The following is a 17,875-nucleotide window of genomic DNA, read 5'->3' on the forward strand; positions in this document are numbered from 1 at the left end:
AACCCAGAATGAAAAAAGGCCGCAAATATGCGGCCATCCAAACGATATAATCTGAAAAATAATTACGGAATCTGATACGCCAGCTTGTAATTACCTGCCGTCGCGGTGCGGAATGTCACGCTGTCCGTGCGCCAGCGGATTTCCACTTCCGCAGGCGACTGCACTTTCCAGCTTGAGGCGTCGTTGACGTTCAATACCAGTCGATCAATGGTCGCCACATCGGTGACCGGATCGGTGATATCGAGTGCAAACGCAAACGCGAGTGAGTCCGGCACACCGTTATTGGATGAGAACAACTGCGTCCACTGTGCAGCAGTAATACCGCCGAGCTCGGCTGGCGTCATACCGTCCGCAATCAGTGCTTCTGCGCCTGCGGTATCGGCTGACAGCGCGCCAACATCAACCCACGCCCCGTTCCGCCACACATGCCAGTTCACCAGATCCCGCGTCACAGCGACACGCACTTTACCTTTTCCCGCCTGCGTTGCCGTTAGTGTTGCGGCATTGATTTGTGACCAAAAACCAGCAGAAAGTCGAGCACGCTGAATGGATATCTGGGACTGTGGCGTGTAACGAACGTCAACATGTATCCCTTCCCCTGAATATATATTGCCTGATGGATATTGTTGGATATTTCCTGAGACTGTAAAGCCATCACGAATAAAATCACTAGCGCTGGCTGGAACCGGAACATTAGACAACACGCCATTTTTCACGGTAAACCATTGTTCACCATCTTTCAGTAACATCTTTGAGCCCGTGAACAACGATAATTCTTTGATACAAACAAAATTATCACCGCCATTTGATGCCGTGAACAATAATCGATACGACACATATCGCCCTGGCGTAGATACTGTAAACCGGCGAACAGCGCCCGATGTGTTATTTTCATCATTTGATACAGTATGTAGAGTGATCCAATCGTTATCGTTGTTGCTACCCTGTAATTGCCACGATCTGGGATTTGACAGTCCAGCATATACACGGTTTGTGATTGCATATTCAGTAATAAATTGATGGCTAGGGAATGTTAAGCACAACCACTGTGGATTACTGTTTGTCGGCCTCTGATTTGATGCCCAGCAGTCACGCACGTTATTTTGGCTGGAGTCATTTCTATCAAATGCAATATATGCAGGATATGACGGAGAATATATTGAGGACGCAGATGCAACATAACCACGATCCGAATCGGCAGTCATTGCAGGTACAATTGATCCACTTGGTAAACTAATTGAGACCGCACGATTACCTGCTTTAATCGCTGATGAATAAAACTCACCGTCTTTAGCAAGTTCAACGCTTCCGCCAGTATCTGGATGCATCGTACCATCCCAAATAACTGCGTTCGTCGCGTTGTAATTAGCCTCACTCGATGCATTGAAATCATCAACAACGTAAGTCTGATTCGCTGCACCCACCTCTTCTTTCAGCGCATACGCCGCGAGATTAAACGTATTTTGTGGACTAATGCTGAATGCGTGGTTTTGCCCTGCCGTTGCGCCCTGACGCTCGGCAACGATATAACCCGAACCGCCGCTGCCGGAACCACCAGCAGCACTGATAATGGTTTTCTCATTCACCGGGTTATAGCTCAGCGTCACACCCGCCCCGGCCTCCAGCGAGGAATGGATAAGCTGCTTCGTTTTTTGCGTGTAGTCGGTGATGTCCTCTGTGGTGTGCGTGTGATCTGCGGCCGCAACGCCCATTTGCGCTGGCGTCAGTGAGATATCACCGCTGCCCAGCAGCGACTGACCGAAGACCGTGCGGATAGTGGTGCCAGAAATTAATGCATCCTGCTTTGCATTCCAGGCAGCTTTTTCATCCGGTGTGGCAAATTTTCTGGTGGCAGTTTCAGTAATCTGATCGGCGGTATAGTCGCCGGGCTGTGCGGTTACGACACCGGTACGCCCGAATACGGAGGCAACACCAGAAACACCGGGTTCCTGACCGCCACCGCTATCTGAATGACAGCAAGAGTGAGGACTAAGCTGAATAGGCGGATTAACAGTACATGTTGATTTACCCGTACTGTCACAGACATTAATTTCAATATTTACGCTTTGCATTATGTTGATGACTCCGTTGGTGAGGGTGCATCAGGAGTATCGTTTATTTAACCCGCGTATTATTTTAAAGCACTTTACTAAACATAAGATTATTTAATAAATTAAATCAGAAAGTTAGACTTAATCTCTTTTGGGAATTAAAGGTTTAACTGCGGCATGATTATCTCAGGATAACCCTAAAAAAATGGCGGTTTATGTCATCAGTGAGGAGACAAGAACCGCCACCATTACTTGTTATTTATAAACGATCTCACCTTTCGGCGCGTAAGCTTCCGCATCCAACGGTGAATGCTTCTCGATATACTGCTTCAGCACTTCAGCGTCGACAAAGCCGGTGTTCACATAGCTCGGTAGATTATCAAGGCGTGGATAACCATCGCCACCCATCGCATTAAAGTTCAGCGTTGCCATACGGTAAACTTTATCTGCCTGCAACGGCTCGCCTTTGATTTTCACGTTCTGCACGCCCTGCCCGTCTGCTGTCAGGCTGACGTTGAGGAATTGCGCGTAGGCACCGGAATCCACCTTTTTATTGGCGGCTACGGCCAGATACTTCTCGACGTCGCTGCCTTTCATATCCACATAAACCAGCGTGTTGGCAAACGGTTGAACCTTCAGTACATCTTTATAGGTGATATCACCGGATTCGATCGAATCGCGTACACCGCCGCCGCTCATGATGGCAAAATCAGCCCCTGCACGCTCAAGCTGTGCAGACAGCAGCACGTGCGCCAGATTGGTCTGACGGAAACGCACCTGGTTGCGATCGCCTTCCAGCTTGCCTTTCACGCTACCGATCTTGATGCCCAGCTGTGCCTGCCCTTTTTCCTGGAACGGCGTCAGCATTTTCATGACGTCAGAATCTTGCGTGATTTCATGCGTATAGAAAACACGCTCAGTCTTGCCGTCTTTCTCTACCTTTTTCTTCAGGTTGATCGGAATCAGTTGATAGTGCTCAAGCTTCAACTCGCCATTGCGGAATGTAAAATCGGCACGGCCGACATACTTACCCCACTCATGCGCCTGAACAATCCAGGTGCCGTTCTGCCGATCGGGAGCACAAGGCGTGCCCGGCACATAATCCACCTGTTTTTTATTTTCCTGCGCCATACAGACCGGATCCTGCGAGTGGCCGCCGACAATCATGTCCAGATAGCCAGCAGGCAGGCTACGCGCCATTTCCACATCCCCCGGCGCATTAGAACCGTGATTACCGTCGTCATAGTGCCCCATGTGCGTCGCGGCAATAATCACATCCGGCTTTTCGCTCTTACGCAATTGCTCAACAACCTGCTTCGCTTCCGTTGAAGGGTTACGGAATTCGATATCGGTAAAATACTCAGGATTGCCTAATTTGGCCGTATCGTCCGTTGTCAGGCCGATAACCGCGATTTTCACACCTTGCTTGTCGAACAGAGCATAAGGCTTAAATAAGCGCTGACTGGTGCTTTTTTGGTAAATATTGGCCGATAATAGCGGGAATTTCGCCCATTTCTCCTGCTGACGCAGGACAGAAAGCGGATTATCGAATTCGTGGTTGCCGAGCGCCATTGCATCATAGCCGACCATGTTCATACCACGGAAATCTGGCTCTGCATCCTGCAAATCGGACTCAGGCACACCGGTATTAATATCGCCACCGGAAAGCAGCAGTACGCTGCCACCTTTACTCGCCACTTCCTGACGGATCTGATCGACCAGCGTTTTTTGCGCCGCTAGCCCATATTCACCGTGGTCGTTATGCCAGAAGTGGCCGTGATGGTCATTGGTATGCAAAATGGTGATGGCGTACGTTTTGTCTTTTTCCCAAGCCATTGACATTACAGGTGTTAGCGCGAGCGATACCGCCATCGCACATCCCAGAGCTTTTATTGAAAAGCGCATGATAAATCTCCGTTTATTTTAAAGACCCAGTGGAACCACTGAGAAATTCACCACACAAATTAGCACAGCAAGATGAACAATGCGCGAGGCGTATTCACGCTGTCCGCCAGCAATGTGCGATAGCCGACAAAATCAGATGAGGTATAGCAGAGAGAGTGATATCACGCTGGCTTAGCACTGTCGTCACGCCGTCACGAACTCTTGCTAATATGAATGCTTCATCGGAATAATCCAGCATCACACCGTTTATCCTCTGTTTTCCGGCATTTTACGCCGGTGGATAAAATTATTCCGCTGAATACACAGAAAAGCAGTAAGGCATTACTGCCAAGAACATCACGCCATCAGAATAATTACGCATGTTTATCAATGCTTATCGCGAGAAACCATCCTTAAATCTGTGTTACACTACCTTTAACTAGAGAAAGTGATATTTTTCATAAAATACCACTTTTATCCAAGCAACATTTCTCTATATGCAATAGAATTTGTGTATACCCAGAACAATTGGCGTTGCAGCCAGACAGCAAACAAACGAATCCCAATACGCTTTTCGGTACATAATAAAAGTAATAAGGGTACGTGAGCGCTGCTAACCACGCTGTAACTTCAAAGCAAGAAGGGTAAATCCGCTCAATGACGTTTCACCTATGGCACAAGGAGTTGGGATGCATGCTGCAACACCGCTAATTTCTACTATCGCTGGGGGGCTGGTTCTTGCCTTCCTCCTTGGTATTCTGGCACACCGCCTGCGTATCTCTCCCCTTGTTGGTTACCTTGCCGCAGGCGTTCTTGTCGGTCCTTTTACCCCCGGTTTCGTTGCCGATACTTCACTGGCATCAGAACTCGCTGAACTTGGCGTCATCCTGCTGATGTTTGGCGTCGGCCTGCACTTCTCGCTGAAAGACCTCATGGCGGTAAAGTCCATCGCCATTCCTGGCGCAATAGCCCAGATTGCCGTGGCGACGCTGCTTGGAATGGGATTATCTGCCATGCTGGGTTGGAGCCTGGCGAGCGGCCTGGTTTTCGGCCTCTGTCTGTCCACCGCCAGTACTGTGGTACTGCTACGCGCACTCGAAGAACGACAGCTTATTGATAGCCAGCGTGGTCAAATCGCCATCGGCTGGCTAATTGTAGAAGATCTGGCGATGGTCCTTACGCTGGTTCTGCTACCAGCCTTCGGCGACATGATCGGGGCTGAGCATGCCAACACCAGCAAACTGCTGACCGATTTGGCCTGGACCATCGGTAAAGTTATTGCATTTATTACCCTGATGATTGTCGTAGGCCGTCGTCTGGTACCGTGGGTATTGGCAAAAAGTGCCAGCACCGGCTCGCGCGAACTTTTCACACTGGCAGTGTTGGCAATGGCACTGGGTATCGCCTTTGGCGCAGTGAAGCTGTTTGATGTCTCCTTTGCTCTGGGCGCATTCTTCGCCGGTGTAGTATTAAACGAATCTGAACTCAGCCAGCGTGCAGCACACGATACGCTGCCACTACGCGATGCCTTCGCCGTGCTGTTCTTCGTTTCCGTCGGTATGCTGTTTGATCCGATGATCCTAGTGAACGATCCACTTTCTGTGCTGATCACGCTGGCCATTATCGTGTTCGGTAAGTCCGCCGCTGCTTTCGCGCTAGTTCGACTCTTTGGCCACTCCAAACGGACGGCATTAACCATTTCCGCCAGTCTGGCGCAAATCGGGGAGTTTGCCTTCATTTTGGCTGGCCTTGGTATCGTGTTGGGATTGCTGTCCGAAGAAGGACGGAATCTGGTACTGGCTGGCGCCATTCTCTCCATCATGATAAACCCGCTGCTGTTTACGCTGCTTGAACGCTATCTCGCGAAGCATGAAACAATAGAAGAGCAGATCGTGGAGGAAGCGATTGAGGAAGAGAAACAGATTCCTGTCGATATGTGTAATCATGCGCTGCTGGTTGGTTATGGTCGTGTTGGTAGCCTGATTGGCGCTAAGCTGCATCAGGCAGGGATTCCCATCGTCGTCATTGAGAATTCACGTACCCGTGTTGATGCACTGCGTGAGCAGGGAATTAAAGCCGTATTGGGCAATGCGACCAAGCCTGAAATCATGGATATTGCGCGTCTGGATTGTGCCCGTTGGCTACTGTTGACCATTCCGAACGGCTATGAAGCGGGAGAAATCGTCGCGGCGGCTCGTGAGAAGCGCGCCGATCTGGAGATTATCGCTCGCGCGCACTATGACGATGAAGTCAGCTACATTACCGAGCACGGTGCCAACGAAGTGGTAATGGGTGAGCGGGAAATCGCCAACAGCATGATCACGCTATTGAAGCTGGATGAGATCCCTCCTACACCTCAGGCGTGCCCTATCTAAGTGGCTACACCCTGAATACGAAAATGGCGGGCAAATATAAGCCCGCCATTTTTTTACGTTGTGCGATATACCTGCCAAACGTTGCCAGATAAAAACGTTCTTACCCCTACTCTACTTTACTCACTAACTGTTCCAGCAGATCGATGTGCAGCGGATCGTCATTGAGCGCGGGAATATAGTGGAATGCCTCTCCGCCAGCATGCAGGAAGATCTCACGGTTCTGCTCCTGAATCTCTTCCAACGTTTCCAGACAGTCAGCGGCAAAACCGGGACACATAATCTGAATGTGTTTGATTCCCTGCGCGGGCAGCCCCTGCATGGTTTCATCCGTATATGGCGTCAGCCAGGGTTCACGGCCAAAACGCGACTGGAAGGTCATCATCACTTTTCCTTCCGGCAGCCCCAGCGCAGCAATCAGCGCTTCCGTAGTTGCCCGACAGCGTTGTGGATAATCATCCCCTTCATTGGCATACCGCACGGGGATGCCGTGATAGGAGATCACTAATCTGTCGGGTTCGCCGTGTTCAGCAAAAGACTGCTCGACACGGTGCTTCAACGCCGCAATATAAGCAGGATGTTCGGCATAATCACGGATAAAGCGAATTGCAGGCAGTTGGCGATTATCACGCAGTTGCGCGGCTAACCCATCCCACACGGCTGCAGTGGTTGAGCAGGAATACTGCGGATACATCGGCAAGACCACCAACTGCGTGACACCCTGCGCCAGTAACTTATCCAGCGCCGAACGCAGGCTGGGTGAACCATAGCTCATCCCCAGCTCAACGGGCGTTTCCGGCATGCGTGCTGCCAGCGCCTGCTGCTGTCGGCGGCTAATGACCAACAGCGGCGATCCGCCTTCCATCCAGACCGATTGATAGAGCTTCGCCACTCGCGGTGAGCGGGTTGGCAGGATGATGCCGCGTAGCAGCGGCCACCATAGCAGACGCGGCGTATCCACTACACGTCGGTCGCTTAGAAACTCCGCCAGATAACGCCTTACCGCCTGCGGCGTCGGGGCATCGGGCGTCCCTAAGTTCACCATCAGCACGCCGTATTTCTCTTGTTTCATCGCCGTCTTCCTTTTATGGAGAAGCAGGCTTTCTCTCAGCCCGCCAGTGCGTAACATCAAATGCCTATTGTAGCGAAAAAAAGCTAAACAAATACGGGTAGATAGCAGGGATAACGCCGATGCTATCAATAGAGGAAACAAAGCAAACGAGGATTTCAGAACGAAAAAATGCCAGACGATCGTCTGGCATTCAGATGTTTGGGTATGATTCGTGTAGAAAAATTAGCCCAGAATGGTTTCCAGTTCTGCGCGAACTTCTTCCACTTTACGCGTGCCTTCCACTTTGAAATAGCGCGTGTTACCTGCTTCCGCTTCTTTCTGGTAGTAGGAAACCAGTGGGGCAGTCTGCTGATGGTACTCAACCAGACGTTTACGTACGGTATCTTCCTGATCGTCTTTACGAATAGTCAGATCTTCGCCCGTCACGTCGTCTTTGCCTTCAACCTTAGGCGGATTGAATTTTACATGATAGACACGACCGGACGCCGCATGAACGCGACGGCCAATGATACGATCGATGATCAGTTCGTCAGGAACTGCAAATTCGATAACGTAATCCACATTGATGCCTGCATCTTTCATCGCATCAGCTTGTGGAATGGTGCGTGGGAAGCCATCCAGCAGAAAACCGTTACGGCAATCCTCCTGGGCGATGCGCTCTTTAACCAGAGCAATGACCAGTTCATCAGTGACCAGTTTACCTGCGTCCATGATTTCTTTAGCCTGCTTGCCCAATTCAGTACCCGCTTTTACCGCTGCACGCAGCATGTCACCCGTGGAAATCTGCGGAATACCGTATTTCTCCATGATGAATTGAGCCTGAGTACCTTTGCCTGCGCCCGGAGCGCCCAGCAGAATAATACGCATCGCGTAAATCCCCTTGCTATGTAATATTTATAAAATAAATTTGAAAAACGCTAAACCATACCATTCCAGACGCTTATGCTCAAGGAACGGGCTCGCTTCAGCAACGCGCAGGCAGATGAAAAAAAGCAAGATACCTAAAAATACGGTTTGCCGTCTGCCCAATGTTGCCATTCAGTGTAGACGAAGAAACGCCCAATAACGGAAGGAAACGTAAAATCGGGGGGAAGACCCCGGTTGATACCGGGGTCTGGAGGATATCACTATCAGGCACTTAACAGCTGATTCATACGGCGGATGAACAGGTTCGGATCGTCCAGTGTACCGCGTTCGGCCAGCAGAGCCTGATCCAGCAGCAGCTCGACCCACTCGCCAAACTCCGCTTCATCAGAAACGTCAGCCGCACGTTTGATAAGCGCGTGCTCCGGGTTCAGTTCAAAAATGTACTTCACTTCCGGTGCTTGCTGGCCTGCCGCAGCGAACAATTTCGCCATCTGCGTACTCATCTCGTCCGCATCCGTTACGACAATCGCAGGCGTATCGGTCAAACGGTAGGTGAAACGCACATCTTTAACGCGCTCGCCCAGCAGGGTTTTCACACGCTCAACAAACGGCTCCAGCGCTTTCTGTGCTTCTTTCTGCGCATCGTTTTCTTCATCAGCCAGTTTATCCAGCGTATCATCCGCTTTGCTGACTGACTGGAAGGATTTACCGTCGAACTCGGTCAGGTAGCTCATCATCCACTCGTCAATACGCTCGGACAACAGCAATACCTCAATACCTTTCTTACGGAACAGCTCCAGATGTGGGCTGCTCTTTGCCGCTGCATAGCTGTCTGCGGTGATGTAGTAGATCTTGTCCTGACCTTCCACCATCCGGCTAACGTAGTCTTCCAGCGATACCGTCTGTGCGGAGCTGTCGGATTGCGTGGTGGCAAAACGCAGCAGTTTCGCGATCGCTTCGCGGTTGCTGCCGTCTTCCGCCGGACCTTCTTTCAGTACCAGACCAAACTGCTGCCAGAACGTCTGGTATTTTTCCGCGTCGTCTTTCGCCAGTTTATCCAGCATTTGCAGCACGCGTTTAGTCAGCGCATTACGCAGGTTCTGCGTCACACGACTGTCCTGCAAAATCTCACGGGAAACGTTCAACGGCAGATCGTTGGAATCAATCAGGCCACGCACAAAACGCAGGTAGTTCGGCATGAACTGCTCGGCGTCATCCATAATAAAGACGCGCTGAACGTACAGTTTCAAACCATGTTTATGATCGCGGTTCCACATATCCCACGGTGCACGCGCTGGGATGTACAGCAGGCTGGTATATTCCTGCTTACCTTCCACACGGTTGTGGCTCCAGCTCAGCGGATCGGTAAAGTCATGGGAGATGTGCTTATAAAACTCGTTGTACTCTTCATCGCTGACTTCTGATTTGCTGCGCGTCCACAGGGCCTGCGCCTTGTTAATTTTTTCCCAGCTAACGGTGGACTCACCGCCTTCTTCTTCGCTTTCTGTCTGAGATTCGATTTCTACTGGCAGCGCGATATGGTCGGAATATTTGCTGATGACAGAACGCACACGCCAGTCATCCAGGAACTCATCTTCACCGTCGCGCAGATGCAGAGTAATTTCCGTACCGCGATCGTCTTTGGTGATGTCGGCGATGGTGTAATCACCTTCCCCGGCAGATTCCCAGTACACGCCCTGATCGGCATTCGCACCCGCAGCACGGGTACGCACGGTCACTTTATCCGCCACGATGAAGGCGGAGTAGAAACCCACACCGAACTGGCCAATCAGTTGGCTATCTTTAACCTGATCGGAACCCATAGATTCCAGAAAAGCCTTGGTGCCGGATTTCGCAATCGTACCAAGATTATCAATGACTTCGTCACGGCTCATGCCGATACCGTTGTCAGAAATCGTCAGCGTACGTTTTTCTTTATCCGTAGACACCCGCACGCGCAGGTCGCCATCGCCCGCATACAGTTCTGGTGCAGACAGCGCACGAAAACGTAATTTGTCTGCCGCATCGGAGGCGTTGGAGATCAATTCACGCAGAAAGATTTCTTTGTTGGAATAGAGCGAATGGATCATCAAATGCAGGAGTTGCTTAACTTCGGACTGGAACCCGCGAGTTTCTTGGCCTTTCATACTCATTGTTGCTTACCTCAATCCTAATATTATTCAGGCTGATTAAACTGACGATAAGTAGCAAGTGGGGATAAACCAAGGTGATTTCAAGGGGTAAATTTCAGCGAAAAAAGAAAACGGTGAGAGGAAAGAGGAAAACAAGACTGCGGCTGCCAGATAATGATACTGGCAGCCGACAGATTAAAACCGGAAAGGCTGACGACCTGCAAGCGAATGGGAAAGTGTGGTGCCATCGACCATTTCCAACTCACCGCCAACGGGAACACCGTGTGCAATGCGGCTGGCCATCACGCCGTGTTGTGCGCACAGTTCAGCGATATAGTTTGCCGTCGCATCGCCTTCTACCGTCGGGTTAGTCGCCAGAATCACTTCGCTTATCGATTCCACCTGCAGGCGCTCTTCCAGCCGCCCCAAACCGATATCGTCCGGACCAATGCCATCCAGCGGCGACAAATGTCCCATCAGTACAAAGTACCGACCAGCAAACTGCCCCGTCTGTTCAATGGCGTAAATATCAGCCGGGCTTTCTACCACGCAAATCTGCCCGTTTTGCTGGCGGCGCGGATTCGAGCAAATCGCACAAACGTCCTGCTCGGTGAATGTCCGACAATCGCTACAGTGACCGATTTCGGACATCGCCCGGGTCAACGCCTGCGCCAGACGCATACCGCCACTGCGGTTACGTTGCAGCAGTTGAAACGCCATGCGCTGCGCCGACTTGGGCCCAACGCCCGGCAGGCAGCGCAGCGCTTCCATCAATGACTCAAGAAGCGGACTGGTCTGCATCAGAACGGCATCTTGAAGCCCGGCGGCAGTTGCATACCGCTGGAAACCGCTGCCATTTTCTCTTTCTGCGTTTCCGCGATACGACGAGCGGCATCGTTGAACGCCGCAGCGATCAGGTCTTCCAGCATCTCTTTGTCGTCTTCCATCAGGCTTGGATCGATCTCAACACGGCGGCAGTTATGCGCACCATTGATCGTGATTTTCACCAGACCCGCGCCCGATTCGCCCGTGACTTCCAGATTTGCCACTTCTTCCTGCATCTGCTGCATTTTTTCCTGCATCTGCTGGGCTTGCTTCATCAGGTTGCCAATTCCACCTTTACCAAACATAGTTTTCTCTCTATCACGTCGGGCTGCGTACTCGCAGCGGTTAAACAGGGCGGATACTTTCTTCGTCCAGTTCCGCATCAAAGAAACGCCGCAGCGTTTGAATCGTTGTATCGGCCAGAATTGACTGACGCGCCTGCGCCAGCTTCTCTTCATAGATAGCCTGACGCCACTCCAGCGGCGTCCGCACCGCCGGATTGTCGTCTTCAGTAATCAGTAATTCTACAGGATGCCCATAGTGAGCCGTCAATGCGTCCGCCAGCGTCTTTTGCGCCGCCGGCGAATTCAAATGCCGTTGGGATGAACGCAGATGCAGATGGACCTTGCCTGCCTCTTCGCTCTCTTTAAACGCATTGAGTGCCAGCTGTTGTACCAGCTTTGGTAGCGTCAGGCGATGGATTTCCGCCGCCCAGGCATCTCGCTCCAGTGACTCTTCCGCCAGTCGTGCCACCAGTTCCGGCGTTTTTTCGTGCTCTAATGCCGAACGCAGCGCTTTTGGCGTGGCAACGTCGACCTTCTCTTCTTCGACTTTATTCTGCGCCCGCCAACGATACGCTTCCGGCTTTTTGGGCTCGGAGGGAGACGTTTTCGCGTTTTGCCGTTGAATGCTGCGCTCAGTCACCGAAGCTAATCGCTCCAGCGCTGAGGTTGCCGGCCGCGTGTTGTCAGACGCTGCCGGATCAGCCTTTTTTGGTGGCGTACTCCCCTGTTTTCGCAGGAGCTGACTGCGAGCCTGTAACAGTTGAGAAGTCGCATCAGGCAGCTCGCCCTCACCATATTGATCCGCAGACCCCGTTGAAGCAGGCATTTCTCCTAACGGCGGCGCATAGGCAGACGCATCCAGCGGTGGTTCGGGAGAATAAGATGGCGGCTGCACGTTTTCATGCGGCTCACTGCTTGGCTGAATTGGCGCACGAACCGTCGCCGATGCTGTAGCACCTGGCTGCTGTAACGGAGGCTGAATAGAAGACGCACGCGCAACCTGAGCAGGCGCGGTGCTTACGGGTGCCACGGGTTCAGCGATAACCTGACTGGGATGAAACGCCAGTGCTCTCAGGAGCGTCATTTCAACGCCCATCCGACGATCTGGCGCGAAAGGCAATTCTTTGCGACCAATGAGCATCGTCTGGTAATAAAGCTGCACGTCCGCCGGTGGCAGCGCACGCGCTAGCTCCCGCATACGAGATTCAACCGCAGCGTAATCATCACCCAACGCTGCGGGCAGTAGTTGAACCATCGCAATGCGATGCAACAGCGTCTGAGTTTCTACCAGCAGCGACTCCCAATCCACACCCCGCGCCGCGACCTGGTCTAGCAGCGACATGACCTGTGCACCATCACCTTTCGCCAGCGCCTCAATGAGTGCCAACGGCTGTTCATCGTCCAGCGTACCCAGCATTTGGCTGACGGAAGCGGTCGTGACCTGACCTTGCCCCATGGCAATGGCCTGATCGGTCAGACTGAGCGCATCACGCAAGCTCCCATCGGCAGCACGAGCCAGAAGCTGTAGCGCACGCGGCTCACTGACAAGATTTTCTGCCTGTAATACCTGCTCCAGATGCGCGCGAATTTGTTCAACATCCAGCGCTTTGAGATGAAATTGCAAGCAGCGCGACAGGATGGTCACCGGCAGTTTCTGCGGATCAGTAGTCGCCAGCAGGAATTTGACGTGCGGAGGCGGTTCTTCCAGCGTTTTCAGCAACGCATTAAAGCTGTGACGCGATAGCATGTGTACTTCGTCGATCAGGTACACCTTGAATCGCCCACGCGCAGGAGCGTACTGCACATTATCCAGCAGATCGCGCGTGTCCTCGACTTTAGTGCGAGACGCGGCATCGATTTCGATCAAATCGACAAAACGGCCCTGCTCGATTTCACGGCAGTTGTCACACTGACCGCAGGGCGTTGCCGTCACGCCCTGTTCGCAATTCAACCCTTTTGCCAACAAACGGGCAATCGACGTCTTCCCGACACCGCGGGTGCCAGAAAACAAATACGCGTGATGAATTCTGCCTAGGGAAAGGCCGTTAGCCAACGCGGTCAGGACATGTTCCTGACCGACAACATGGGTAAAGGTTTGGGGACGCCACTTACGGGCAAGAACCTGATAGCTCATCAATACCGCAACAGTCGAGTTATTGAGGCGATCATGCTAACACAGCCACGCCGCTATCGGCGAGACTGTTATGATTAATGTCCGGGGAAGTCAACCAGGCTATAGCAGGTGACGCCCATCTCGGTCAGGCGCTGCTCGCCGCCCAGATCGAACAAATTGATGATAAACGCAGCATCATTGACCGAACCGCCCAGGCGACGGATCAATTTCACCGTGGCCTCAAGCGTACCGCCAGTTGCCAACAGATCGTCGATCACCAGCACATTGTCGCCGGCGGAGATCGCATCTGCATGAATTTCCAGCGTATCTGAACCGTATTCCAGTTCATAGCTCTCACTGATAGTCGGACGTGGCAGCTTGCCCGGTTTACGCACGGGAACAAACCCTACGCCCAGCGCCAACGCAACCGGAGCGCCAAACAGGAAACCACGCGCTTCCGTACCAACAACCTTCGTCACACCAGTGTTGCGGTAGCGGTTTGCCAGCATCTCAATACTGGCTGCATAGGCCACAGGATCTTCCAGCAGGCTGGTGACATCACGGAACAGTATGCCCGGCTTCGGATAATCGGGGATGCTTTTGATACTGTTTTTAATTAATTCTGCCTGCTGCTGCGCTGTTACGGTCATCATAGTTGTGCCTGATAAAACGTTCTGAACATACAAATGCCGGTCACCACAAGGCTTTCATCATCGCATGAGGTGATGAAGAGGCATTATGACAAAGAGGAAAATGGCGACCCGCGCACGAAAACGGTCAAATTTAGTCAAAGTGACGGGTAAATGCAACTATCCGCACTCTGGGTGCGTATTTTTTGTATTCCCGTCACAGAGGCCGCCGATTACGCTATCTTTTCGGATCTGCGCCCTGCGTTTGTTGTTCTGGATCAATCACGGGTAAACGAAGCATGAAGGTCAGCAAAATAGCCAAAATGACCAACAGCAAGATCCTGACCCAAACCAGCTTAACCAGCCAGAGCGACAGCGCGAACGTTAACAGAATCATAGTGACAGCCTTCCATTTTGCCCCCGGCGGCAACGCCCGATGTTGCTGCCAATGACGCAGATAGCTGCCAAACCAGGAGCGGTATAGTAGCCAGTCATGGAAACGCGGGGACGAGCGGGCAAAACACCAGGCGGCCAGTAGCAAGAAAGGCGTTGTCGGTAATAAAGGCAACACGACGCCCAACGTTGCCAGCACAACGGAAACCCACCCCACTATCATCAGCAACACGCGATACATATTCACCTTTATACTTTGTGCACTACTACTATGCGTTGTCTACTCAATATGCTTTGTCTACGACAATATCCATCACACTTTATCACCACCTTGCCCGATGAATTAGTTAAGATATCCTCATGCAGTGTATTAAGGCGACACAGACCCACTGTGCCGATCTACCACGCGCCGACTCGCTGAATCATCAGCCTTACCGTAAGGGAAAAAAGTGAACACGCATCGATTGCTGCAGGCGCTTGAACAACAAATTAACACGCTGGCGAAAGAGCTTGAACCGCTGGCGGATAAAGCCGTGCCACAATCGCGCTTTGATCGTCAGCTTTTCAGCAGCTACGGTACACGACTACGTGACTATCGCGCCGAAGTTGAACAAAACCTGCACGCGATAAAGCAGTTAGTTGCAGAACAGCGCACCGATCGCGTGGCATTTCTGGCTGAAAAGCTAGTCAGCCAGATAGCCGCATTGCAGCGTGAGTTGGCGACACAGTCATTGCGCAGGCAAGAGCAAAATGCAGCCCCACAGCCGGAAGATGTGTATCACAAGCTGGCGGAACATCAGGATTATGAACGCCGTTTACTTTCCATGATTCAGGATAGAGAAAGCCTGCTCACTACGCAGACGCTCTTCAGCGAACAACAACGATTACAGAAAGAGCTGGCGGCGCTGGAAGGACGACTGTCACGCTGCCGTCAGGCGCTGTCGCGACTGGAGCGTCAGATAGAACGCCGGGAACAAGGACTATAGCGCGGCGGCTACGCCGAGGAAAAAGAGGAACGGATTTATGTCACTTGAAAACGCCCCACCCGACGTCAAGCTGGCGGTCGATTTGATTATGCTGCTGGAAGAAAACCAGATCGAACCGCGTATCGCGCTGGCCGCATTAGAGATTGTGCGCACCGATTTTGAAAAGAAGCTATCACAAGAAGAAGATGCAGCTAAATCCTCTGCCTAAAGCAAAAATAACTCAGCACGTAGAGGCAACAGGAGCTAGCGCCGTCGTTCAATAGCTTACTCGGAGGGTTTACGTAGCGCCGGGCTAAAATGCAACATATCGATAAAGGCATCCACCAGCGACGGGGCTTCCTGATTGAGATCGAAACTTTCCGGCATAAATAGCCAGTTCTCCATCACACCAGAAAAATAGGCACGCAGCGCAATTGCCGCACGACGAGGATGAATATCCGTCGGTAACATTCCCAGACGGATGCACTCAATCAGATTTTCTTCAATATCGACATAGCAGGAAAGATAGAGCTCTTTGCGCGCGTTGTACGATTGCAACATTTCACCGACAAACTCACATTTGTGAAAAACGATTTCCATAATGGAACGCCAGTGCGTATCACTAACCGTTAAACGCAGCATATAAATCAATAATTCACGCATCACGCGGAGTGGATTATCAGGAAATTTTGTCTGATACTCTATTTCAAACTCACTGATCTTTGACTCTGCTAACGCCCAGATCTCATCAAAGATTTCGGCTTTGTTCTTAAAATGCCAATAAATAGCACCGCGGGTCACACCAGCAGCAGTCGCAATGTCAGACAATGAAGTCGCAGACACACCATGCTCAGAGAACACTCTTAACGCAGTATCCAGTATCTGTTGCCGGGTTTCCTGAGCCTGTTTTTTGGTTTTTCGTGCCATGATAATTTGGTTTTTCGTGCCATATCGCTGTATTTGAAGGAAAGTGAGATTTACATACATTCAAGTATGTATGTAACATAGCATGAACATAAGACTATAGCAGCAATGGGTTTTTGAGCTTGTGATCCATTGGTCAATTTCAAATCGGACACTTGAGGTTTATCTATGAACAAAAACAGAGGGCTAACGCCTCTGGCGGCAGTTCTGATGCTTTCCGGCGGCTTAATGCTCGCAGGATGTGATGACGGCAACAACCAGCAAGGCGGCGCACAGCAGCAGATGCCTGAAGTGGGTATTGTTACGTTAAAGACGGAAGCACTGAATGTCATGACCGAACTGCCGGGCCGAACAAGTGCTTACCGCATTGCTGAGGTTCGCCCACAGGTTGGCGGCATTATTCTCAAACGCAACTTCGTTGAAGGATCTGACGTTAAAGCTGGCGCATCGCTGTATCAGATCGATCCTGCAACATACCAGGCAAGCTACAACAGCGCCAAAGGCTCACTCGCTCAGGCTCAGGCTCAGGCAGAAATTGCCCGTTTGACCGTTAATCGCTATAAGCCGCTGCTAGGCACCAACTACGTCAGCAAGCAGGATTACGATCAAGCCGTCGCCACGTCCCGTCAGGCTGATGCTGCCGTTCAGGCTGCTAAAGCGGCAGTGGACACCGCACAAATCAATCTGGCTTACACCAAAGTTAACTCGCCAATCGAAGGCCGCGTGGGTAAATCCACAGTGACGGAAGGCGCATTGGTGGGCACAGGCCAAGCAACGGCATTAACAACCGTACAGCAGCTTGATCCAATCTATGTTGACGTCACGCAGTCCAGTAATGATTTCCTGCAACTGAAGAGAGAACTGGAAAACGGTACGCTGAAGCAGAGTGAAGGCAAAGCCAATGTTCGCCTGCTGTTGGAAAACGGTACTGAATATGCCGAGGCAGGTACATTAGAATTCTCTGATGTTACGGTAGATGAAACCACCGGTTCCATCACACTGCGCGCCATTTTCCCTAACCCACAGCACAATCTTCTTCCCGGAATGTTTGTACGCGCGCGTCTCGATTCCGGCGTTAACCCAACGGCCTTGTTAGTTCCTCAGCAAGGTGTTACCCGCGATCCACGTGGTCAGGCCACAGCGATGGTGGTTGGAGAAGGCGATAAAGTAGAACCTCGCACGCTTAAAACCAGTAAGGCAATTGGTGACAAATGGTTAGTTACCGAAGGTTTGAAAGCGGGCGATCGCGTTATCGTCACGGGTCTGCAAAAAATCAGACCCGGTGCACAGGTGAAAGCTAAAGAAGTCGCTTCAGAAAATCAGCAGACGCCGCAAGCGTCAGCAGAACCCGCGAAGTCTTAAGA

The 17,875-nt window shown here is 51.5% G+C and carries 15 protein-coding genes; 4 read left to right on the top strand and 11 right to left on the bottom strand.

Features of this window, described 5'->3' with window-relative positions; genetic code table 11:
* Window positions 1–62: 62 nt before the first annotated feature.
* Complete coding sequence (locus H4F65_RS07885; protein WP_039320876.1) at window positions 63–2,072, bottom strand: discoidin domain-containing protein; 2,010 nt, start codon at window positions 2,070–2,072, stop codon at window positions 63–65.
* Between the two features lie 234 nt (window positions 2,073–2,306).
* Window positions 2,307–3,956 (bottom strand): bifunctional UDP-sugar hydrolase/5'-nucleotidase UshA, encoded by a 1,650-nt coding sequence (gene ushA / locus H4F65_RS07890; protein ID WP_010286258.1) that lies wholly within the window; start codon window positions 3,954–3,956, stop codon window positions 2,307–2,309.
* Between the two features lie 668 nt (window positions 3,957–4,624).
* Between ushA and ybaL the strand changes: the two genes are divergently transcribed.
* On the top strand, window positions 4,625–6,310 hold the full coding sequence (gene ybaL / locus H4F65_RS07895; RefSeq protein WP_010286256.1) for a YbaL family putative K(+) efflux transporter: 1,686 nt from the start codon (window positions 4,625–4,627) through the stop codon (window positions 6,308–6,310).
* Between the two features lie 106 nt (window positions 6,311–6,416).
* On the opposite strand, the gene hemH is transcribed toward ybaL, so the two are convergent.
* From hemH to H4F65_RS07935, 8 genes are all read right to left on the bottom strand, one after another.
* Entirely contained in the window at window positions 6,417–7,379 is a 963-nt protein-coding gene (hemH, locus tag H4F65_RS07900) for a ferrochelatase (protein ID WP_010286254.1), read from the bottom strand.
* 222 nt (window positions 7,380–7,601) lie between these two features.
* Complete coding sequence (adk, locus tag H4F65_RS07905) at window positions 7,602–8,246, bottom strand: adenylate kinase (protein ID WP_010286252.1); 645 nt, start codon at window positions 8,244–8,246, stop codon at window positions 7,602–7,604.
* Window positions 8,247–8,509: 263 nt separating this feature from the next.
* Entirely contained in the window at window positions 8,510–10,393 is a 1,884-nt protein-coding gene (gene htpG / locus H4F65_RS07910; RefSeq protein ID WP_172644998.1) for a molecular chaperone HtpG, read from the bottom strand.
* Between the two features lie 180 nt (window positions 10,394–10,573).
* Window positions 10,574–11,179, bottom strand: a complete 606-nt coding sequence (gene recR, locus H4F65_RS07915; RefSeq protein WP_010286244.1) for a recombination mediator RecR — start codon at window positions 11,177–11,179, stop codon at window positions 10,574–10,576.
* The gene (locus tag H4F65_RS07920) at window positions 11,179–11,508 is read right to left on the bottom strand and encodes a YbaB/EbfC family nucleoid-associated protein (RefSeq protein WP_010286242.1); all 330 of its coding nucleotides are present in this window, start codon (window positions 11,506–11,508) and stop codon (window positions 11,179–11,181) included. The genes recR and H4F65_RS07920 overlap by 1 nt, the downstream gene beginning before the upstream one ends.
* A 40-nt stretch (window positions 11,509–11,548) precedes the next feature.
* The gene (dnaX, locus tag H4F65_RS07925; protein WP_010286240.1) at window positions 11,549–13,621 is read right to left on the bottom strand and encodes a DNA polymerase III subunit gamma/tau; all 2,073 of its coding nucleotides are present in this window, start codon (window positions 13,619–13,621) and stop codon (window positions 11,549–11,551) included.
* Window positions 13,622–13,695: 74 nt separating this feature from the next.
* On the bottom strand, window positions 13,696–14,250 hold the full coding sequence (gene apt / locus H4F65_RS07930; protein ID WP_010286238.1) for an adenine phosphoribosyltransferase: 555 nt from the start codon (window positions 14,248–14,250) through the stop codon (window positions 13,696–13,698).
* 217 nt (window positions 14,251–14,467) lie between these two features.
* The gene (locus H4F65_RS07935) at window positions 14,468–14,863 is read right to left on the bottom strand and encodes a DUF454 family protein (RefSeq protein WP_010286235.1); all 396 of its coding nucleotides are present in this window, start codon (window positions 14,861–14,863) and stop codon (window positions 14,468–14,470) included.
* 208 nt (window positions 14,864–15,071) lie between these two features.
* On the opposite strand from H4F65_RS07935, the gene priC reads away from it, so the two are divergent.
* A complete protein-coding gene (gene priC, locus H4F65_RS07940) occupies window positions 15,072–15,608 on the top strand; it encodes a primosomal replication protein PriC (protein WP_010286232.1) in 537 nt (178 codons plus the stop codon).
* Between the two features lie 37 nt (window positions 15,609–15,645).
* Window positions 15,646–15,816 (top strand): pleiotropic regulatory protein RsmS, encoded by a 171-nt coding sequence (gene rsmS / locus H4F65_RS07945; RefSeq protein WP_010286217.1) that lies wholly within the window; start codon window positions 15,646–15,648, stop codon window positions 15,814–15,816.
* 56 nt (window positions 15,817–15,872) lie between these two features.
* Here the strand turns inward: rsmS and acrR are convergent, their stop codons facing one another.
* Window positions 15,873–16,514: a multidrug efflux transporter transcriptional repressor AcrR gene (gene acrR, locus H4F65_RS07950; protein WP_010286215.1), complete on the bottom strand. Its 642-nt coding sequence runs from the start codon at window positions 16,512–16,514 to the stop codon at window positions 15,873–15,875.
* Between the two features lie 165 nt (window positions 16,515–16,679).
* On the opposite strand from acrR, the gene H4F65_RS07955 reads away from it, so the two are divergent.
* On the top strand, window positions 16,680–17,873 hold the full coding sequence (locus tag H4F65_RS07955) for an efflux RND transporter periplasmic adaptor subunit (RefSeq protein ID WP_010286208.1): 1,194 nt from the start codon (window positions 16,680–16,682) through the stop codon (window positions 17,871–17,873).
* Window positions 17,874–17,875 lie beyond the last annotated feature (2 nt).

The sequence above is a fragment of the Pectobacterium brasiliense genome, from assembly GCF_016950255.1.
Taxonomy (GTDB): domain Bacteria; phylum Pseudomonadota; class Gammaproteobacteria; order Enterobacterales; family Enterobacteriaceae; genus Pectobacterium; species Pectobacterium brasiliense.